The sequence below is a fragment of the Patulibacter brassicae genome, assembly GCF_033949425.1.
GTDB classification, from domain to species: Bacteria; Actinomycetota; Thermoleophilia; order Solirubrobacterales; family Solirubrobacteraceae; genus Patulibacter; species Patulibacter brassicae.
Genome location: NZ_JAXAVX010000001.1, coordinates 872017 through 891174 on the forward strand (window position 1 = coordinate 872017; position 19158 = coordinate 891174).

21 protein-coding genes are annotated in these 19158 nt (G+C 76.3%); 9 read left to right on the plus strand and 12 right to left on the minus strand.

All coding sequences use genetic code 11. The features are described from left to right. Positions 1-32: 32 nt before the first annotated feature. Complete coding sequence (locus tag SK069_RS03985; RefSeq protein WP_319952887.1) at positions 33-1205, minus strand: acyl-CoA dehydrogenase family protein; 1173 nt, start codon at positions 1203-1205, stop codon at positions 33-35. A gap of 109 nt (positions 1206-1314) precedes the next feature. Here SK069_RS03985 and modA point away from each other — a divergent pair, with 109 nt between their 5' ends. The 4 genes from modA to SK069_RS04005 all read left to right on the plus strand — a co-directional run bounded on the left by modA (position 1315) and on the right by SK069_RS04005 (position 3847). After that, positions 1315-2091, plus strand: coding sequence for a molybdate ABC transporter substrate-binding protein (modA, locus tag SK069_RS03990; protein WP_319952888.1), 777 nt, complete (start codon positions 1315-1317; stop codon positions 2089-2091). Further along, a complete protein-coding gene (modB, locus tag SK069_RS03995) occupies positions 2088-2879 on the plus strand; it encodes a molybdate ABC transporter permease subunit (RefSeq protein ID WP_319952889.1) in 792 nt (263 codons plus the stop codon). The genes modA and modB overlap by 4 nt, the downstream gene beginning before the upstream one ends. Then, positions 2876-3403 carry a PadR family transcriptional regulator gene (locus SK069_RS04000; protein ID WP_319952890.1) on the plus strand — a complete coding sequence of 176 codons (528 nt, stop codon included), beginning with the start codon at positions 2876-2878 and terminating at the stop codon, positions 3401-3403. The genes modB and SK069_RS04000 overlap by 4 nt, the downstream gene beginning before the upstream one ends. A 96-nt stretch (positions 3404-3499) precedes the next feature. Then, the gene (locus SK069_RS04005) at positions 3500-3847 is read left to right on the plus strand and encodes a hypothetical protein (RefSeq protein WP_319952891.1); all 348 of its coding nucleotides are present in this window, start codon (positions 3500-3502) and stop codon (positions 3845-3847) included. Between the two features lie 69 nt (positions 3848-3916). Here the strand turns inward: SK069_RS04005 and SK069_RS04010 are convergent, their stop codons facing one another. From SK069_RS04010 to SK069_RS04035, 6 genes are all read right to left on the minus strand, one after another. Next, positions 3917-4828, minus strand: coding sequence for a MetQ/NlpA family ABC transporter substrate-binding protein (locus tag SK069_RS04010; RefSeq protein WP_319952892.1), 912 nt, complete (start codon positions 4826-4828; stop codon positions 3917-3919). A gap of 42 nt (positions 4829-4870) precedes the next feature. Continuing rightward, on the minus strand, positions 4871-5551 hold the full coding sequence (locus tag SK069_RS04015; RefSeq protein WP_319952893.1) for a methionine ABC transporter permease: 681 nt from the start codon (positions 5549-5551) through the stop codon (positions 4871-4873). Then, a complete protein-coding gene (locus tag SK069_RS04020) occupies positions 5548-6588 on the minus strand; it encodes a methionine ABC transporter ATP-binding protein (RefSeq protein WP_319952894.1) in 1041 nt (346 codons plus the stop codon). Before SK069_RS04020 ends, SK069_RS04015 begins: the two co-directional genes overlap by 4 nt. Positions 6589-6698: 110 nt before the next feature. Beyond that, on the minus strand, positions 6699-6989 hold the full coding sequence (locus SK069_RS04025; RefSeq protein WP_319952895.1) for a DUF427 domain-containing protein: 291 nt from the start codon (positions 6987-6989) through the stop codon (positions 6699-6701). 79 nt (positions 6990-7068) lie between these two features. Then, entirely contained in the window at positions 7069-8067 is a 999-nt protein-coding gene (locus tag SK069_RS04030) for an NAD-dependent epimerase/dehydratase family protein (protein WP_319952896.1), read from the minus strand. After that, positions 8064-8477: a hypothetical protein gene (locus tag SK069_RS04035; RefSeq protein WP_319952897.1), complete on the minus strand. Its 414-nt coding sequence runs from the start codon at positions 8475-8477 to the stop codon at positions 8064-8066. The genes SK069_RS04030 and SK069_RS04035 overlap by 4 nt, the downstream gene beginning before the upstream one ends. Positions 8478-8524: 47 nt before the next feature. Between SK069_RS04035 and pdxR the strand changes: the two genes are divergently transcribed. Next, complete coding sequence (gene pdxR / locus SK069_RS04040) at positions 8525-9943, plus strand: MocR-like pyridoxine biosynthesis transcription factor PdxR (protein ID WP_319952898.1); 1419 nt, start codon at positions 8525-8527, stop codon at positions 9941-9943. Here pdxR and SK069_RS04045 read toward each other — a convergent pair. Then, a complete protein-coding gene (locus SK069_RS04045) occupies positions 9906-12404 on the minus strand; it encodes a beta-glucosidase family protein (RefSeq protein ID WP_319952899.1) in 2499 nt (832 codons plus the stop codon). The two genes, pdxR and SK069_RS04045, sit on opposite strands and share 38 nt — an antisense overlap. A gap of 108 nt (positions 12405-12512) precedes the next feature. Between SK069_RS04045 and SK069_RS04050 the strand changes: the two genes are divergently transcribed. Further along, positions 12513-13151 carry a TetR/AcrR family transcriptional regulator gene (locus SK069_RS04050; RefSeq protein WP_319952900.1) on the plus strand — a complete coding sequence of 213 codons (639 nt, stop codon included), beginning with the start codon at positions 12513-12515 and terminating at the stop codon, positions 13149-13151. Positions 13152-13159: 8 nt separating this feature from the next. Here the strand turns inward: SK069_RS04050 and SK069_RS04055 are convergent, their stop codons facing one another. Both SK069_RS04055 and SK069_RS04060 read right to left on the minus strand, forming a co-directional pair. Next, the gene (locus tag SK069_RS04055) at positions 13160-15496 is read right to left on the minus strand and encodes a heavy metal translocating P-type ATPase (RefSeq protein WP_319952901.1); all 2337 of its coding nucleotides are present in this window, start codon (positions 15494-15496) and stop codon (positions 13160-13162) included. Between the two features lie 47 nt (positions 15497-15543). Beyond that, positions 15544-15747 carry a heavy-metal-associated domain-containing protein gene (locus tag SK069_RS04060; RefSeq protein WP_319952902.1) on the minus strand — a complete coding sequence of 68 codons (204 nt, stop codon included), beginning with the start codon at positions 15745-15747 and terminating at the stop codon, positions 15544-15546. 47 nt (positions 15748-15794) lie between these two features. Between SK069_RS04060 and SK069_RS04065 the strand changes: the two genes are divergently transcribed. Both SK069_RS04065 and SK069_RS04070 read left to right on the plus strand, forming a co-directional pair. Then, positions 15795-16082 carry a metal-sensitive transcriptional regulator gene (locus SK069_RS04065; RefSeq protein WP_319952903.1) on the plus strand — a complete coding sequence of 96 codons (288 nt, stop codon included), beginning with the start codon at positions 15795-15797 and terminating at the stop codon, positions 16080-16082. 48 nt (positions 16083-16130) lie between these two features. After that, positions 16131-16589 (plus strand): cupin domain-containing protein, encoded by a 459-nt coding sequence (locus SK069_RS04070; protein WP_319952904.1) that lies wholly within the window; start codon positions 16131-16133, stop codon positions 16587-16589. Positions 16590-16645: 56 nt separating this feature from the next. Here the strand turns inward: SK069_RS04070 and SK069_RS04075 are convergent, their stop codons facing one another. Beyond that, positions 16646-17116, minus strand: coding sequence for an acyl-CoA thioesterase (locus SK069_RS04075; protein ID WP_319952905.1), 471 nt, complete (start codon positions 17114-17116; stop codon positions 16646-16648). A 258-nt stretch (positions 17117-17374) separates the two neighbouring features. Here SK069_RS04075 and SK069_RS04080 point away from each other — a divergent pair, with 258 nt between their 5' ends. Beyond that, the gene (locus SK069_RS04080) at positions 17375-18364 is read left to right on the plus strand and encodes an NAD(P)H-dependent flavin oxidoreductase (RefSeq protein WP_319952906.1); all 990 of its coding nucleotides are present in this window, start codon (positions 17375-17377) and stop codon (positions 18362-18364) included. A 69-nt stretch (positions 18365-18433) separates the two neighbouring features. Here the strand turns inward: SK069_RS04080 and SK069_RS04085 are convergent, their stop codons facing one another. Next, complete coding sequence (locus tag SK069_RS04085) at positions 18434-18946, minus strand: hypothetical protein (RefSeq protein ID WP_319952907.1); 513 nt, start codon at positions 18944-18946, stop codon at positions 18434-18436. Positions 18947-19158: the final 212 nt, after the last annotated feature.

The following is a 19158-nucleotide window of genomic DNA, read 5'->3' on the forward strand; positions in this document are numbered from 1 at the left end:
CGGCCGGCGCCGTGCTCCGGTCCCGGCCCGCGTCAGCGCGCGAGCGCCGGGGCCGCCGCGGCGGCCCGTTCGAGGTGCCGCGCGATGACCATCCGCTGGATCTGGTTCGTGCCCTCGAAGATCTGCATGACCTTCACCTCGCGCATGAACCGCTCGACCGGGAAGTCCGTGGTGTAGCCGGCCCCGCCGAGCACCTGGACGGCGTCGGTCGTGACCCGCATCGCCGCGTCGGTCGCCACGAGCTTCGCGACCGAGGCCTGCCGCGAGAACGGCCGCCCGGCGTCGCGGCGGCGCGCGGCCTCGAGCATCGCCGCGCGGGCCGGCTCGACCGCGGCGGCCATGTCGGCGAGGAGGAACGCGAGCCCCTGGTGGCCGATGATCGGCCCGCCGAACGCCTCGCGCTCGCGGGCGTAGTCGACGGCGACGTCGAGCGCGGCCTGCGCGACGCCCAGCGCGCACGCGGCGATCCCGAGCCGCCCCGAGTCCAGCGCCGAGAGCGCGATCGGCAGGCCCTCCCCCTCCTCGCCGATCAGGCGGTCCTCGCCGACGACGACGCCGTCGAGGTGGACGTCGGTGGTCGGCGAGCCCATGAGGCCCATCTTCGACTCGGGCTCGCCGAACGACAGCCCCTCGGCGTCGCCGGGGACGAGGAAGCACGAGATGCCGCGCGAGCGATCGTCGGAGGTCCGGGCGAACACGACGTAGTAGTCGGCCTGGCCGCCGTGGGTGATCCAGGCCTTCGTGCCGGTGATCCGGTAGCCGCCCTCGACCCGCTCGGCGCGGCAGCGCATCGCGGCCGGGTCCGAGCCGGCGTGGGACTCCGAGAGGCAGTACGCCCCCACGAGGGTGCCGCCGAGCATCTCCGGCAGCCAGCGCGCGCGCTGCTCGTCGCTGCCGTACCGGGACAGCGGATAGCAGGACATCGCGTGGACGGAGACGCCGACGCCGACGCTCGCGGAGCCGGCGGCGAGCTCCTCGAGCACCTGGAGGTAGAGCTCGTAGGAGAGCCCGAGCCCGCCCTCGGCCTCCGGGTACGGCAGGCCGAGGAAGCCGAGCTCGCCGAGCTGGGCGAACGCATCGCGCGGGAAGCGGTGGGCGGCCTCGTCCTCAGCGGCACGTGGCGCGAGGCTCGACCGGGCGACGTCGCGGGCGGCGGCGACGAGCTCCTCGGCCTCGTCGGTGGACAGCAGGCGCTCGGCGGGCATACCTCAAAGAGTACCGCCGGATCGCCTGCAGTATCAACCAGAGGATCGTCGGGATCGCCGCGCCGGTCCGCGAGCGTCGGCTCCTCATTGTGTGTGTAGTGTCGGCTCCGTGCCCGGCCCGCCGTCCCTCGAACCGCTCCGTCGCCGTGCCGGGGCGATCGTCGCGGGCGCCGTCGTGGTGCTGTTGGCCGTGGGCCTCCTCGTCCTGCGCGACGACGACGAGCAGGCGGTCCGACCGACCGTCTACGCCGCCGCGTCGCTGCGCGAGGCCCTTCCCCGCGTGCTCGACGCGCGGTTCAGCTTCGCCGGCTCGGACGCGCTGCAACGGCAGATCGAGCGCGGGGCCCCCGCCGACCTCTTCGTCGCCGCGAGCCCGAGGGCGACCACCGCGCTGTCCCGCGGCGGTCGCTGCGAGCGACCGGTCGCCTTCGCCTCCAACGCGCTCGTCCTGCTGGTCCCGTCGACCGGCGCCCGGGTCCGCGCGCTCGCGGACCTCCGGCGGCTCCCCGACCTGCGGATCGCGATCGGGGCGCCCGGCGTCCCCGTCGGGGACCACGCGCGCGAGCTCGTGCGGCGCCTCGGGCTGCGGCAGGCCCTGCGCGCCGCGACCGAGAGCCGCGAGACGAGCGTGGCGGGCGTCGTCGCGCGCGTCGCGCTGGGCAGCGCCGACGCGGGCTTCGCCTACCGGACCGACGCCCCGATCGCCGGCCCGCGGGTGCGCGCGATCGCGCTGCCGGCGCGTGCCCAGCCGCCGATCCGCTACGAGGCGTGCGTCGTCCGGCGTCCGGGGGCCGCGACGGCGAGCGCGCGCGAGCTGCTGCGTCGCCTCACCGGACCGCGCGCGCAGGAGCTGCTCCGGCGATCCGGCTTCGGCCCGGCCCCGTGAGGGCGCTCCGCCCGGCGGACGCGCTCGCCGCCGCCGCGGCGGGCCTGCTCCTGGCGTTCCTCGCGCTGCCCGTCGTCGCGCTCGTCGCCGAGGCCCCGCTCGCCGACGTGCCGTCGCTGCTCGGCGAGCCGGTGGTGCGCGACATGCTCGAGGTCACCGCGCGCACGAACCTCGTCGCCAACGCGGTGATCCTCCTGCTCGGGACCCCGACGGCGTACCTGCTCGCGCGCCGGCGGTTCCCGGGCCGCCAGGCGCTCGTGACGCTCGTCGAGCTGCCCGTCGTGCTGCCCCCTGCGGTCGCCGGCATCGGGCTGCTCGCGGCCTTCGGCGCCGGCGGCCTGCTCGGCCCCGGCCTCGCCGACCGCGGCGTCGTGCTGCCGTTCACGGAGTGGGCGGTCGTGCTCGCGGTCGTCTTCGTCGCCGCCCCGTTCTACGTCCGCCAGGCGATCCCCGCGTTCGAGGGCGTCGCCGCGGAGCAGGGCGACGCCGCGCGGGACCTCGGCGCCGGCCGGTGGGCGACCTTCCGGCACGTGACCCTGCCGCTGGCCGCCGGGGGCCTCGCCGCCGGCTGGGTGCTCGCGTTCGCCCGCGGCGTCGGGGAGTTCGGCGCGACGATCATGTTCGCCGGCAGCGTCCGGGGCGAGACGCAGACGCTGACCCTCGGCGTCTACGACCAGCTCGGCGAGCGGTTCGACGTCGCGCTGGCGATCGGCGTCCTGCTCGTCCTGCTGAGCGGCACGGTCCTGGCGACCGCGAAGCTCCTCGCGCTGCGGCGGAGGGACCGATGAGGCGCAAGACCGACCTGCTCGTGCACGAGTGGCTCGTGCTCGCCCTCGTCGCCGAGGAGCCGCGCCACGGCTACGCGGTCGCGGAGCTCCTGGCGCCCGACGGCGACCTCGGCCGGATCTGGCGGGTCGGCGAGCCCCTCTGCTACCGGGCGATCGCGACCCTCGACCGGCTCGACCTCGTCGCCGTCGACGCGGTCCTCACCGGCGGCGGACCACCGCGCAAGCGCTACGCGGCCACCGCCGCCGGCCGGGAGCGCCTGGACGCGTGGCTCGCGACGCCCGAGCGGCGCCTGCGGGAGCTGCGTCCCGGCCTGCTGCTGAAGCTGCGCCTGCTCGAGCGCGCGGGCGCGGACCGCCGGCCGCTGCTGGAGGCGCAGCGCGCGCTGCTCACCGACCTGCTCGACGACCTCGGCGCGCCGCCCGGCGAGGGCGACGACACCGCCGCGCTGCTGGACGGGTGGCGGCGCGCCGTCGGGCGCGGGGCGCTCGCCTTCGTGCAGGAGCGGCTGGACGCCGAGGGCTGACCGCGGATCCGGATCCGGATCCGGCGCGGGGTGCGGTCGTTTTCCCCGCGGTGGGCCGGGGTAGCCAGCGGGTGACCCCGACCACGGAGGATCACCATGCCGCCGCGCGGTGTGAAGCCGGGCACGAAGCGTGCCCGCCAGTACGAGCACGTCAAGGAGTCCCAGCTCGACGAGGGCAAGAGCGAGTCGCGCGCCGAGGAGATCGCCGCGCGCGTCGTGAACAAGGAGCGCGCCCGCCACGGCGAGAGCGAGACCGCGTCGCGGACGTCGACGCAGGACAAGAGCTCGGGCGAGCGCGGCGGCCAGCGGTCGGGGACGAACCGGCCCAAGGGCCGGACGAAGGACCAGCTCTACAACGAGGCCAAGCACCTCGGCGTGGAGGGCCGGTCCTCGATGACGAAGGACGAGCTGCAGCACGCGATCGCCGGCAAGAAGTCCGGCTAGATCGCCCCGGTCGAGTGCTCCCGACCCCTCCGCGCGGCGGCCGCGTGCCGCCGCGCGGGGTCCGGAGCGCTAGGAGCTCGGGATGACCGAGCCCTGGTACTTGCGCTCGATGAACGCCTTGACCTCCGGCGAGTGCAGGAGCTCCTCGAGCTTCGCGATCCGCGGATCGTCCCGGCGGTCGGCCCGCACGACGAGAAGGTTGCTGTACGGGTTGCCCTTCGCCTCCTCGAGCAGCAGGGCGTCCGAGGCGGGCTTCAGCCCGGCCTCGATCGCGTAGTTGCCGTTGATCACCGCGAGGTCGCTGTCGTCGAGGGTGCGCGGCAGGTTCGCCGGGGCGATCGCCTTGAACGTCAGGTCCTTCGGGTTCTCCGCCACGTCGCGCGGCGTCGCCTCGTCGCCCGCGTCGGGCTTCAGCGTCAGCAGGCCCGCCTGCTGGAGCAGCCGCAGGCCGCGGGCCTGGTTGGCGGGATCGTCGGACAGCGTGACGGTCGCCCCCGAGGGCACGTCGGCGACGTCGTCGACCTTCTTCGAGTAGAGGCCGAGCGGCTCGAGGTGGACCGGCGCGAGCGAGACGAGGTCGTCGTACTCCGGGTTCTCCTTCTTCTGCGCGTCGAGGTAGGGCACGTGCTGGAAGTAGTTCGCGTCGAGCGTCCCCTCCTCGAGGGCGACGTTCGGCTGCACGTAGTCGTCGTACGTCTTGACCTCGAGCTTCAGGCCCGCCTTCGGGGCCAGGTCCTCGGCCACGTGCTCGAGGATCTCCGCGTGCGGGACCGGGCTGGCGCCGACGACGAGCGGCTTCGAGGAGCGGGCCGTCGTGGCGGTGGCGGGCGTGCTGTCGTCGTCGCCGCCGGTGAGCAGCAGGATCGCGACGACGACCACGACGACCGCGGCCAGGGCGCCGAGGATCGCCGTGCGTCGCCCCGACGAGGGCGACGGTGGGAGGACCGGCTCGCCGGTCGCGGGGGTCTGTGGGTCGGACATGGGGCCTCCGTGGTGGGATCGACGGTTGCGGGGGAAGCGGGTTCAGCGATGGGTGAGGCCGCGCGCGACGGCGTCGCCGACGAGCTGGAAGAGCTGCACGATCACCACGAGGAGGACGACGGTCGCGAGCATGACCGTGCCGTCGTAGCGGTTGTAGCCGTAGGTGATGGCGAGCGCCCCGAGGCCGCCGCCGCCGACCGTGCCGGCCATCGCGGAGAACCCGACGATCGCCACGAGCGTGATCGTCAGTCCCCCGACGAGGCCCGGCGCCGCCTCGGGCAGCAGGACCTTGCGGACGACCTGGGCGCGGGTGGCGCCGATCGCCCGCGCCATCTCGAGCAGCTCGCGCGGGACCTCGCGCAGCGACTGCTCGACGACCCGCGCGTAGAACGGGGTCATCCCGACCACGAGCGGCACGATCACCGCGCGCGTGCCGAGCGACGTGCCGACGACGAGCCGCGTGAACGGGATGATCGCGGCGAGCAGGACGATGAACGGCACGGAGCGCCCGACGCCGACGACGAGGGAGAGCACCGCACCGACCGCCGGCAGGGGCCGGAGCCCGTCCCGCCCGGTCACGTGGAGCGCGACGCCGAGCAGCAGCCCGAGGAGGCCGGTGATCGCCGTCGAGACGACCACCATCGTCAGGGTTTCCCCGAGCGCCGGGCGCACGAGCGGCCACAGCTCGTCCCACGGCGTGGAGGCGGCGAGCGCGACGCTCATCGCGCCGCCTCCGGACCGACGACGAGGTCGGCCACCGCGTCGGGCACTGCGGGGCCCGCATCGTCGACGCGGGCCGCCCGCAGGCCGGACGGCGCCAGGACCGCCGCGAGGTCGACCGCCGGATCGGGCACCGCCACCGTGACGTGCCCGACGGCCCGGCCGTCGAGCGCCTCGACCGTGCCGCCCAGGAGCGGGACCGGCGCGCCGAGGCGCGCCGCCAGCGTCCCGAGCCACGCCGGGTCGGTGGCCGCCGCGCCGTAGGTCACGCGCCACGCGACGTGGCCGACCGGCACCGCGAGCGTCGGGCGCTGCGGGACGAGACCGCGGCCGAGGGCCGAGTCCGGGTCCGTGACGAGCGAGGTGATCGGGCCCTGCTCGACGATCCGCCCGTCGCGCAGCAGCGCGACCTCGTCGCAGACGTCGCGCACGACGTCCATCTCGTGCGTGATGAGGAGGATCGTCAGGCCGAGGTCGTCGCGGAGCTCGCGCAGGAGGGCGAGGATCGAGGCCGTCGTCTCGGGGTCCAGCCCGGAGGTCGCCTCGTCCGACAGCAGGACCGCCGGCCGCAGGGCGAGCGCGCGGGCGATGCCGACCCGCTGACGCTGCCCGCCGGAGAGCTGGGCCGGATGGGCGTGGGCGTGGGCGAGCAGGCCGACGCGGTCGAGGAGCTCGGCCACCCGACGCCGGCGGTCGGCGCGCGGCACGCCGGCGAGCTCGAGCGGCAGCGCGACGTTCTCGGTGACCGTCCGGGACGAGAGGAGGCTCGCCGACTGGAAGATCGTGCCGATCCGCCGCCTCGCGGCCTGCAGGGCGCGGTCGTCGAGGGCGACGAGGTCCGTCCCGTCGACGAGGACCTGTCCGCCCGTCGGGCGCTCGAGCAGGTTGATGCAGCGCGCCAGGGTGCTCTTGCCGGCGCCGCTCGGTCCGATGACGCCGCCGATCCGCCCGGCGTCCAGCCGCAGCGAGACCGCGTCGAGCACCGTCGTCCCGACGCCGTCGCGACGGAAGGTCTTCGTGAGCTGGCGAACGTCGATCACCGGGGCCTCCGGCGGCTCGGCCCGTCCCGCGGACCGGGCCACCGGAAACACATCAAAGCAGATCGACTTTCTATCGATTGCGTGCCCGCGCGCCGAATCGGCGCGCCGGGTCAGTCGTCGGTGACCTCGACGCCGTGCCAGAACGCGAGCCGGTCGCGGATCTCGGCCGCCGCGTCCTTCGGCTCCGGGTAGAACCAGGCGGCGTCCTCGTTCACCTGCCCGTCGACCTCGATCGAGTGGTAGGACGCGGTGCCCTTCCACGGGCAGAACGAGGAGGTCGTCGAGTCGCGCAGGACGACGTCCGGTCGGACGGCGTCGCGCGGGAAGTAGTGGTTGCCCTCGACGACGACCGTGTCGTCGCTCTGGGCGATCGTCGTGCCGTTCCAGCGTGCGGTGGCCATGGAGCGAGCATGGCGCACGGTGCCGCGCGGCCCGACGGGACGGGGCCGGCGCGCTCCGGCTGCGCGCGCCCGCCGACCCTCACCCCGCCTCCGGCGACGCCGCTCCGGCTGGGCGAGGGGCCGGGCCGACGGGATCGCCGTCCCGGTGCTCGACGAGTCCGGTCCGCCAGCTCGGGATCGCGGGGGCCCAGTCGAGCTCGGCGCGCGCCCGCGCGTTCGACGCGCCGCGCGCCGCCGTCGCCTGGCGGACCGGGAGCTCGCCGACGAGCAGGCGCGCCAGCCACGCCGGCACCCGACGCGGCGGCTTCGCGCCCAGCGCGGCGGCGAACGCCGGCAGCCACTCGCGCATCGGCGCCGGGTCGTCGTCGACGACGTTGTAGACGCCGGGCGCGCCGCGCTCGAGCGCGGCGACCGTCGCCCGCGCCGCGTCGAAGGCGTGGACGAGCGACCACCGTCCGCCCCCACCTCCCACGAGCGGCATCCGACGGGACCGCACCTCGTCGGCCATCGACCCGTCGGAGGCGAGGTACGTGCCGGGCCCGTAGAGGAAGCCGTACCGCAGCGCCAGCCCGGCGAGGCGCGCGCTGCCGGTGACCCGGGCCTCGTTGCCGACGAGGATCCGGACCATCTCGGCCGCCGGTGCCGCCGGCGCGTCCGTCCACGGCCGCGCATCCTCGTCCAGGACGTCCGGCCCCTCCGGGGCGGTGAGGAACGAGATCGACTGCAGGAGGTAGCGGCGCGCGCCGTGCGCCTCGGCGGCCGCGAGCAGCGCCGCCGTGCCGTCGCGACGCAGGCGATTCGTCGCGCCGTAGAAGTCGTCGAGCCGGCGGGGGTCGTAGCGCTCCGGCAGCGCCGTCAGCTGGTCGATCACCGCGTCGGGCCGGACGTCGGCGACGACCGCGTCGACCGCTGCGGGGTCGAGCGCGTCGACGACCCGCCCCTGCGCCCCGACGGCCGCGAGGGCCGGCAGCCGGTCGGGTCGCCGCGTGAGGCCGACGACGTCGTGCCCCGCGGCGCGCAGCAGCGGGACGAGCGGGCGACCGATGACGCCCGTGGCGCCGGCGAGCAGGACCCTCATGCCCGCTCCCCGACGGCCGTCGCGGTGAGCGCGAGCGCGAGCGCCGCCAGGACGGAGAGGCTCACCCCGTCGAGGATCCCGACCGCGTCGCGGTGCGCCTCCCCCACGTCGAGCCAGTGGTTCACCGCGTGCAGGCCGAGGGTCGCGGCGGCCGCCGCGAGCGTCCCGGCCCGCAGCGCCGGCCAGCGCAGGGCGGCGAGCAGCGCCACCCCGATCCCCGCGTGGAAGGCGGCGGCGTCGCCGAGGTAGTGCCCGTTGTAGGGGCCGAAGCCACCGAGGCCGTCGTCGAAGAACGACCGCGGCCAGACGCCGATCCAGGCGCCGAGGACGAGGTGGGTGGCCGCGAGGGCGGCGACACCGAGCGGCACGGCCGCCGGTTGGCGGAGCGCGCGGAGGGGAGCGGAGGCCATGCGCGCCACGCTAGGAGCCCTCCGGTTCCCTGACAAGATCCACTTCGATGCCGAAGCCGGGGACCAGTCGCGGCGACGCCCCCAGCGGACCCGAGGTGCTCGTCCCCCTGGACCGGTCCGCCGCGACGCCCCTGCGCGCGCAGCTGGAGGAGGGCCTGCGCGACGCGGTGGCCGACGGGCGCCTGCCCGCCGGCGGGGCGCTGCCCTCCAGCCGGGCCATGGCGCGCGACCTCGGCGTCTCGCGCCGGCTCGTCGTCGAGGCGTACGCCCAGCTGACGGCCGAGGGGATGCTCGTGGCCCGCCCGGGCGCGGGAACCCGCGTCGCGGACGTGCAGGGGCCGGGCGCGCGCGTCGCGTCCGCGCCCGCCGCCCCCGACCGCTCCGCCGTCGGCGGCCGCCACGATCGGCGCTACGACCTCTTCCCGGGGCACCCCGACCTCGGCGCGTTCCCGCGGACGGCCTGGCTCGCCGCGCTGCGCGACGTGCTGCGCGAGGTCCCCGACCGCCGCCTCGGGTACCCCGACCCGACCGGCGCGCCGGAGCTGCGGGCGGCGCTCGCCGGCTACCTCGCCCGGGCCCGGGGCGTCGTCGCCACGCCGGAGCGCGTCGTCGTCGTGTCCGGCGCCGCGCAGGGGCTCGCCCTCGTGGCGCGGGCGCTCGCCCGCGCCGGGCGGCCCGAGCTCGTCGTCGAGGACCCGAGCCTGCCCGCGCACCGCGAGCTGCTCGCGCACGCCGGCGCGCGCCTGCGGCCGGTCGCGGTCGACGCCGAGGGCGTGCGGGTCGCGGAGCTGCCGCCGGGCGGCACCTGCCTGCTCACCCCCGCCCACCAGATGCCGACCGGGGTCGCGCTGTCGCAGGAGCGGCGCACGGCGCTCGCGCGGTGGGCCCGTGCCGGCGGCCTCGTCATCGAGGACGACTACGACGCCGAGTTCCGGTACGACCGCGCGCCGCTGGCGGCCGTGCAGCGGCTCGCGCCGGACCGCACCGCGTACCTCGGCTCCGCGTCCAAGAGCCTCTCCCCCGGCCTGCGGCTCGGGTGGCTCGTCCTGCCCGACGCGCTGCTGCAGGCGGTCCGCATCGAGAAGGCCCACGACGACATGGGCACCGACGTCCTGAGCCAGCTGACGCTCGCCCGGATGCTGGAGCGCGGGACCTACGACCGCCACCTGCGCGCCCTGCGCCGCCGCCACCGGGAGCGACGCGACGCCGTCGTCGCCGCGCTGGGCCGCCACCTGCCCGGCGCGCGACCGCTCGGCGTGGCGGCCGGGCTGCACCTGACCCTCGAGCTGCCGCACCCCGTCGACCCCGCGGCGCTGGAGGCCGCGTGCGCGGACCGCGAGGTCGGCGTCTACGGCGTGCGGGAGCGCGCGATCGTCCTGGGCTACGCGTCGCTCACGCCGTCCGACCTCGACGAGGCGGTGCGCCGGCTCACCGCCGCGCTCGCGTCGCCGGGCGTCCGGCGCTGACCGCGCAGGTCCGCAGCACGCGGGTGGCGCGCACCGGACGCCCGCGGGAGTCGCGTCCGCGGATCCGCACCACGACGCGCCCCGCCGGCACGCGGGCGAGGGCGATCCGCGCGCGCAGGCGACCACGCGACCGGCGCACGGTCGCGCGCCGCCCGCCGTAGGTCACCCGCGCGCTGCGCAGGCCCCGCGGCAGCGCGATCGTCACGGTGCGCCGGGCGCGACAGCGGGCGACGTCCGCGAGCGGCACCTCGTCCGCGCAGGCGGCGTCGCGCCCCAGCCGCCCCGACAGGGGCAGATCGCGCGACGAGCTGCCGACCTGCACCCGGTGGCACCCCGGGACCACCCGCCAGCGCTCCGCCGCCACGTCCCAGGTCGAGAACGCGCGGTCGTCGAGCGGGAAGCGCACGCGGGTCGAGCCGCCCGGGTCCAGCTGCACCTTCGCGACGCCCGCGAGCGCCCGCGGGGCATCGTCGGGGCCGGTGCTCGGTCGCCCGAGGTAGAGCTGCGGCACGGCCGTGCCGGTCCGCGTCCCGACGTTCGTCACCCGCGCGCTGAGCACGAGCCCGGGGCCCGGCTCGCGACGGAGGTCCGCGAGCGCGAAGCGGGCGTAGGAGAGGCCGTGCCCGAACGGCCACCGCGGTGCGATCCCCAGCGCGTCGTAGTGGCGGTAGCCGATCCGCCGGCCCTCGGAGTACTCCGCGCGCAGCAGCACGCCGGGGTACTGGCGGCGGTCGCGCGCGGTCGGCCAGTCGCCGTCCCGCGCCGGGAACGTCACCGGGAGGCGCCCGCCGGGATCGACGTCGCCGAAGAGGACCCGCGCGATCGCCGGGCCGGCCTCCTGCCCCGGGTACCAGGCCTCGAGCACCGCGCCGACGCGGTCCGCCCACGGCGCGAGCACCGGGCCGCCGGTCTCCAGCACGACGATCGTCCGCGGGTTCGCGCGAGCGACGGCGTCGACGACCGCGTCGGGGTCGGTCAGCCCGATCTGCCCGAGCGGCCGCCCGCTGACGGGGTCCAGCGGGGCGCAGCGCAGCGCGAGGCACGGCTTGTCGGTGCCCTCGCTGGCGTAGTCCTCGACGAAGACGATCGCGGCGTCGGCGCCCTTCGCCGCCGCGGCCGCCGCGACGGGGTCGCGGCCCGGGTCGTATCGGACGCGCGCGCCGCCGGCGCGGGCGCGGATCGCGGCGAGCGGGTCCCGGAACGCGAAGGGCTGGACGTTCGACGAGCCGCCCCCGCCCTTGTACCGCGTGGCGACCTCGCCGATCACCGCCAGCGACCCCGGCCGGTCCGGCAGGGGCAGCGCCGCACGTCGGTTCTGCAGCAGCACGGCGCCCTGCTCGGCGGTGCGCCGCGCGACCGCCGCGTGCGCGGGCCGGTCGATCGCGCCGTCGTCGGCGCGGAAGGCCGGTCGGTCGAAGACGCCGAAGCGGAACATCGTGCGCAGGATCGCCCCGACGCGCCGGTCGACCGCCGCCTCGCTGATCTGCCCGGTCGCCAGCGCGGCGCGCAGCAGCAGCGGCCCGTAGAGCAGGCCGAACGGCATCTCCTGGTCGGTGCCGGCGTTGACCGACGCGGCGGTGCTCTTCATCGCGGCGTAGTAGTCCGAGACGACGAAGCCGCCGAAGCCCCACTGGTCGCGCAGGACGTGCTGCAGGAGCCGGCGGTTCTCGCACGCGAACTGCCCGTTGAGGCTGTTGTAGGCGCACATGACCGCCCCGACGCCGGCGCGCCGGACGGCCGCCTCGAACGGCGGGAGGTAGATCTCGTGGAGCGTCCGCTCGTCGATCCGGGCGTCCACGAGGCCGCGGCTGCCCTCGATCCCGGTCAGCGGGGGCAGGCCGCCCTCGCCCTCCTGGCTGTTCGGCGCGAAGTGCTTGACGGTCGCGATGACCCCCTGCCGCTGCGCGCCCTCGATCCACCCGACGGCCGTCTCGGCGGCGAGGTACGGGTCCTCGCCGTAGCCCTCGAACGCGCGCCCGGCCAGCGGGGTGCGCATCGGCTCGACGGTCGGGGCGTACACGAGGTCGCTGCCCTTGTGCCGGACCTCGGACGCGATGACCGCGCCGTTCTCGGCGGCGAGCGCCGGGTCGAAGGACGCGGCGAGCGCGAGCGGCCCGGGCATCGCGGTGGCGCGCCCTACGCGCGGCCCGAACGGCCCGTCGGAGTGGCGCATCCGCGGGACGCCGAGGCGCGGGACGCCGTCGCTGACGCCGGTCGCCTCGGAGCTCGCGAGCTGGTCGCCGGCCATGAGGCCGAGCTTCTCGTCGATCGTCATCGCCCGCAGGAGGAGCGCGGTGCGCTGCTCGGGCGTGCGCGACGCGTCGCACCAGGGCCGTTGCGCGGGGTCGCCGCAGCGGCTCTCGGCCTCCGCGGTCGCCGGCAGGGCGAGCAGCACGCCGAGGGCGAGCGCCGTGCGTCCCCACGCGCGCCGTCGGCCGGCGCGCCGCGTTCTCTCGTGCATCCCGTCTCCGCCCCTGGACCCGCACGGCCCGTGCCGTGCACCGAGGCGACCGTAGTCGAGTTGCACTCCGGAGTGCAAGTCGGCCGCCGGAGATGGCATGCTCCACCGGTGACGACCGCCCCGTCGCCCCGCCCCCGCCGGCCGTTCGACTTCGAGGCGATGCTCGGGGCGTTCGTCGAGCACGGCGTGCGCGACGCCTCGATGGAGCAGATCGCGACCGCCGCCGGGGTCTCCAAGCGCACCCTCTACCACCACTTCGACGGTCGGGATGCGTTGTTCGATGCGGTCGTCTCGGCCTGCTGCGACCAGTTCACCGCCGAGCTGTGGGAGCGGTACGCCGAGGCCGAGCAGCTGCCCGTCGACGCGGCGATCCGCACCGTGCTCGGCACGTTCCTCGGGCTCGCTCGCCACCGTCCCGCGCTCTTCGCCGTCCTCTTCCGGGCCGACGTCGCCGGCGCCGGGCGCGCGGCGGCGATCGTCGACGAGGCCCGGGCCCGCGCGCTGGGGCGCGTCACCGAGCTCGTCCGCGCGCGGCTGGCGGCCGCCGGACTGCCGAGCGGCCCCGTCGCCGAGCAGCTCGCGGCCGCCATGAGCGGCATGGCCCACGGGCTGGCCCGCGAGCTCGGGCGCCGGCCCGACTGGTCCGAGCCGGCGCTGCTGGAGCTCGCCACCCACGTCTGGCTCGCCGCCCTCGGCGGCCTCGACCCCGCGCAGCTGCGCGCGGCCGAGGCGGCGACGGGCGGCTGAGCGCGGGTTCAGCCGCGCTGCGCGCGGAAGCCGCGCAGCCGCAGCGAGTTCGTGACGACGAGCACCGAGCTCGCCGCCATCGCCAGGCCCGCGAGCACCGGGTTGAGGTAGCCGGCCGCGGCGACGGGGATGAGCACGACGTTGTAGGCGAACGCCCAGAAGAGGTTCTGGCGAATCGTGCGCAGCGTCCGGCGCGAGAGCCGGATCGCGTCTCCCGCGCCCCGCAGGTCGCCCGTCACGAGGGTGAGGTCGCTCGCCTCGATCGCCACGTCGGTGCCGGTGCCGATCGCCAGGCCCAGGTCGGCCTGCGCGAGCGCCGGCGCGTCGTTGACGCCGTCGCCGACCATCGCCACGACCCGCCCCTCGTCCTGCAGCCGGGTGACGACCGCCGCCTTGTCCGCCGGCAGGACCTCGGCGATCACCTCGTCGATGCCGACCTGCGCGGCGACCGCCTCGGCCGTCGCGCGATGGTCGCCCGTCAGGAGCACGGGGCGCAGGCCGAGCGCTCGCAGGTCGGCGATCGCGGCCGCCGAGGTCGGCTTCGGGGCGTCCGCCACGACGAGCACGCCGCGCGCGGCCCCCTCCCAGCCGACGACGACCGCCGTGCGGCCCGCGCGCTGCGCCTCGGCGAGCGCGTCCCGCAGATCGCCGCCCAGCGACAGGCCGTGGTCGGCGAGCAGCGCCGGGCGCCCGGCGACGACCGCGCTGCCGTCGGACGCGACGACCCCGGACACCCCGAGGCCCTCGTGGCTGGCGAAGTCGGCCACCGGCGGCAGCGCGCCGAGCCGCTCGCGGGCGGCGTCGGCGATCGCCCGCGCGATCGGGTGCTCGGAGGCGTCCTCGAGCGCGCCGGCGCGCCGCAGCACCTCGTCGCGGTCCTGGCCGGCAGCCGGCACGACGTCCACGAGCGTCATCCGGCCGGTCGTGACCGTGCCGGTCTTGTCGAGCACGACGGTGTCCACCCGCCGCGTCGACTCGAGGACCTCCGGGCCCTTGATGAGGAGGCCGAGCTGCGCGCCGCGGCCGGTGCCGACGAGCAGCGCGGTCGGCGTGGCGAGGCCCAGGGCGCAGGGGCAGGCGATGATGAGCACGGCGACCGCCGCGGTGAAGGCGTAGCTCGTGCCCTCGCCGGCGACGAGCCAGGCGACGAGCGTCGCCACGGCGAGCACGAGGACGACCGGCACGAAGACCGCGGAGATCCGGTCGGCGAGCCGCTGGACCGGGGCCTTCCCGCTCTGGGCGTCCCGCACGAGCCGCGCGATCCGCGCGAGCTGCGTGTCGCCGCCGACGCGCGTGGCCTCGACGACGAGCCGCCCCCCGACGTTGATCGTCGCGCCGACCACCGCGTCGCCCGGCGCCCGCTCGACCGGCACCGACTCGCCGGTGAGCAGGGACTGGTCCACGGCCGAGCGCCCGTCGACGACGACCCCGTCCGTGGCCACCTGCTCGCCCGGACGCACGACGAACCGGTCGCCGACCGCCAGCTCGGCGCTCGGCACCCGGCGCTCGGTGCCGTCGGGCTCCAGCCGCGAGGCCTCCTTGGCGCCGAGCGCGAGCAGCGTCCGCAGGGCGTCCCCGGCGCGTCGCTTCGCGCGACCCTCGAGGTAGCGACCGGCGAGGAGGAAGGTCACGACGACCGCGGCGACCTCGAAGTACACGTGCCCGAGCCCGTCGCCGCGCTGGGGGACCAGGTCGAAGGTCATCGTCATGCCGGTCATGCCGGCGTGGCCCCCGTAGAGCGCGTAGACCGACCACGCGTACGCGGCGAGCGTGCCGACGCTCACGAGCGTGTCCATCGTCGTGGCGCCGTGGCGGAGGTTCACGAGCGTCGCGCGGTGGAACGGCCAGCCGCCCCAGAGCACGACCGGCGTCGCGAGGTTCCACGCCAGCCACTGCCAGTCGTCGAACTGCAGCGCCGGGATCATCGAGAGCAGGAGCACGGGCAGCGCGAGCGCCGCGCTGACGACGAGGCGCGTGCGCAGCGCGGCGAGCCCGGCCTCGTCCGTCGGGCCGTGGTCGTGCCCCGCGTGCCCGCCCGCGTCGGCGCGGTGCGCGTCGTGGCCGTGCGCGTCGTGCTCGCCCGCGTGGCCGCCGTGCGTCGGGTCGGGCGCCGGCAGCGTCGCGTCGTAGCCCGCGGCGCGGATGCTCGCCAGCAGGTCGTCGGGGGTCGTCGCGGCCGGGTCGTAGCGGACCGCCGCCTGCTCGGTGGCGTAGTTCACGCTCGCGGCGACGCCGTCGAGCTTGTTGAGCTTGCGCTCCACGCGCGTGGCGCAGGACGCGCACGTCATGCCCGTGATCGGGAGCTCGAGCTCCCGCCGATCGGTCTCCTGCTGCTGCTCGCTCATCGCTCGTCCTCTCGACGCGTGCCCCGGACGCGCGGCCCGGGCCGTCCTCAGGCCTCCAGCACGTACCCCGCGACCGCCACGGCGGCGGCGACCGACTCGCGCGGGGCCGTGCCGACGACCGTCACGTGGCCGCCCTCGAGCTCGACCTCCACCCGCTCGACGCCCGGCAGCTCGCCGACCTCCTCCCGCACGCTGGCGGCGCAGTGCTGGCAGGTCATGCCGCTGACGGTGTAGGTCGTCTCGGTGCTCATGCCTCGACCGTAGCATACCCCCAGGGGGTACTGATACGATCGGAGCCATGGCCGCCGAGACCCGCGGGTACACCGCCACGAAGGACCAGCTGACGAAGCGCCTGCGCCGGATCGAGGGCCAGGTCCGCGGCATCCAGGGCATGGTCGACGAGGACCGCTACTGCATCGACGTGCTCACCCAGATCAGCGCGGTGCAGGCGGCGCTCGACAAGGTCGCCCTAGGGCTGATGGACCAGCACGCCCGCCACTGCGTCGTGCACGGCCCGGCCGAGGTCCAGGAGGACCGCACGGACGAGCTCATGGCCGCCGTCGCCCGCCTCATGCGCCGCGGCTGAGCGCGCCGCCCACCGTTTCCACCACCCGACCCCGACCGAGGAGCCCCGTTGCCCTTCACCGTCCTGCCCGCCGCCGACGCCTTCTGGCGCCCGTCCAACCAGCTCGGCGTGGCGAACACGAACCTCGCCGAGCAGCTCGGCGCGGAGGCGCTCGGCGCGCGCCTCTGGCGGCTGCGGCCCGGCCAGGCGTCCACGCGCCACCGCCACGTCGACCAGCACGAGCTCTACGTCGTGCTCGAGGGCACCGGCCGGATCCGCCTCGACGGCGAGCCCCACACCCTCGAGCGCCTCTCGGCGGTCCACGCGACCCCGGACGTCGTGCGCCAGGTCTTCAACGACACCGAGGCCGACGTGCTGTGGCTCGTCGTCGGCGCGCCGCCCGAGGCGGCCAACACGCTCGAGATGACCGAGGAGACCCTCGCCCACATGTACCCCGACGGCCCGCGGGCGATGCCCGAGGAGCTCGGGGGCGGCGAGGCGCCGATGGGCGGGCCGCCCGGGGTCTGATCGCCCGCCGGCGGGCGCGCCGGACGGCGCGGCCCCGATCGACGCGATCGCCCCGCTCAGCCGCGCCGGTCGCGCTCGATCTGCTCGCGCTCGGCGAGCCGGTTCGCGCGCCGCAGCTGCGCCTCGGCCTGCCGACGCACGGCGTCGGGATCGGTCGCCTCGGGCAGCGGCGGCACGGCGACCGGCCTGCCGGTGCCGACGTCGATGGCGACCATCGTCAGGTAGGCCGAGGAGGTGTGCCGGACCTCGCCGGTGTAGACGTTCTCCGCCGAGACGCGCACGCCGACCTCCATCGAGCTGCTCCAGACGGCGTTCACGCGCGCGTCGAGCGTCAGGAGCTCCCCGACGTCGACGCGGGAGTCGAACGTCATCCGGTCGATGCCGGCCGTCACGCAGCGGACCCGGGCGTGGCGCATCGCCGCCAGGCCGGCGGCCTCATCCGCCAGGCGCATCACGACCCCGCCGTGGACGAAGCCGCCGTTGTTGGCGTCCTCGGGGCTCATCCACTTCATCAGCGTCGCGTCCATGGCCGGGATTCTGCCGGGCGGCAGGGCGCCACGCGGCTCCGCGCGCGCCGACCGCCGTGCACCGCGATAGTGGACACTATGATCATTATCTGCGGCGCCCGTCGGCGGCGACCGGTGTCGTCCGGCTGGGAGATCTTCCCCTCCCATCCGGCCGGCGGCACCGGTACGCGCTGGTACCGAGGGCCACGCGACTGATACACCTCACGCGCGCGGCCCGAGGGCGGGCGCGCCGTCAGGACCACGACCCACGAGGCACCCGTGACCGTTCTCAAGACCCGCTTCACCGAGACCTTCGGCATCGAGCACCCGATCGTCCAGGGAGGCATGCAGTGGGTCGGCCGCGCCGAGCTCGTGGCCGCCGTCGCCAACGCCGGCGCGCTCGGCTGCCTCACCGCGCTGACCCAGCCGACGCCGGAGGACCTCGCGAAGGAGATCGCGCGGACCCGCGAGCTCACGGACAAGCCGTTCGGGGTGAACCTCACGATCCTGCCCGCGATCACGCCGCCCCCGTACGCCGAGTACCGCGCCGCGATCATCGAGTCGGGCGTGAAGATCGTCGAGACCGCGGGCTCCAACCCGAAGGAGCACCTCGAGGACTTCAAGCCGCACGGGATCAAGGTCATCCACAAGGCGACCTCCGTCCGGCACGCGCTGAAGGCCGAGCAGCTCGGCGTCGACGCGGTGTCCGTCGACGGCTTCGAGTGCGCGGGTCACCCGGGCGAGGACGACGTCCCGAACCTCGTCCTGATCCCGGCCGCGGCCGACAAGCTCACCGTCCCGATCATCGCCTCGGGCGGCATCGGCGACGCGCGCGGCCTCGTCGCCGCGCTCGCGCTCGGCGCCGACGCGGTGAACATGGGCAGCCGCTTCCTCTGCACCGTCGAGTCGCCGATCCACGACAACATCAAGCAGCAGATCGTCGCCAACAGCGAGCTCGACACCGAGCTCATGTTCCGGCCGCTGCGCAACACCGCCCGCGTGGCGTCCAACAGCGTCTCGCGCGAGGTCGTGAAGGTCCTCGAGCAGGACGGCGGCGAGTTCGCCGACGTGAAGGACCTCGTCGCGGGCGCCCGCGGCCGCGAGGTCTACGAGCAGGGCGATCCGGAGCGCGGCGTCTGGTCCGTCGGCCTCGTCCAGGGCATCATCAACGACGTCCCGACCGTCCAGGAGCTCGTCGAGCGGATGGTCACCGAGGCGGAGTCGATCATCACCGACCGCCTCCGGGGCGTCCTGCCCGCCACGGTCTGATCCGGCGCCCCGCGGGACGGGGCGCCACCTGCGGCGCCACGTCCCGCGACGTCACCGCCGTCTCGTCCGTCAGCGCCAGGCGGCCGCGGCCCCGACGAGGGCGCCGCGGGCGAGGGGGTCCGCGCGCGGGCCCCACACGAGGCTCAGGCCCGTGTCGACCTGGCCGGCGATCGGGCGGTAGGCGACGCCGACCGTCGGCCGGGCCTCCGCCTCGGCCAGCACCGTGACGGCCCCGTCGGCCACGACGCGGCGCAGCCGATCCGCCGCGTCCCCGGCGGCCGGGTCCGCGTCGAGGCCGAGCGCGACGGGATGGGCCGCGAGCCTCTCCAGCGACAGCTCCTCGGCCAGCGAGAGCAGACCGCCGTCGGGGACCGCCGCGACGCGCCGCGAGCCGATCGCCGCGTGGTCGCGGCCCTCGGGCACCGCATCGCGCGCGACGATCGCCAGCGGCAGCAGCCCCGCGTCGATGGCCTCCAGCGCCTCGGCCGAGCCGCGCACCCGCGGGAGGTAGCGGACCGTCGGCTCGCGGACGACCGCGTCCAGCAGCAGCCGCGGCACGACAGCGGCCAGGGCGGACGGCACGACGCCGAGCAGCACCGCGGTGGCGCCCGCGGACCCCGGAAGGGCGCCGCCGACGCGCCGCCCCGCGTCGCCGCCCGTGGCCGCACCGACGCCTGCAGCCGGACTCGTGCCCGTGGCCGGAGCGTCGCACATGGGTTCCCGTTCGCCGGGCGTGGACCGGAGCCTGCACGCTCCGCGGAGCGGACGGCGTCCACGTCCAACCGGCGCAGCCG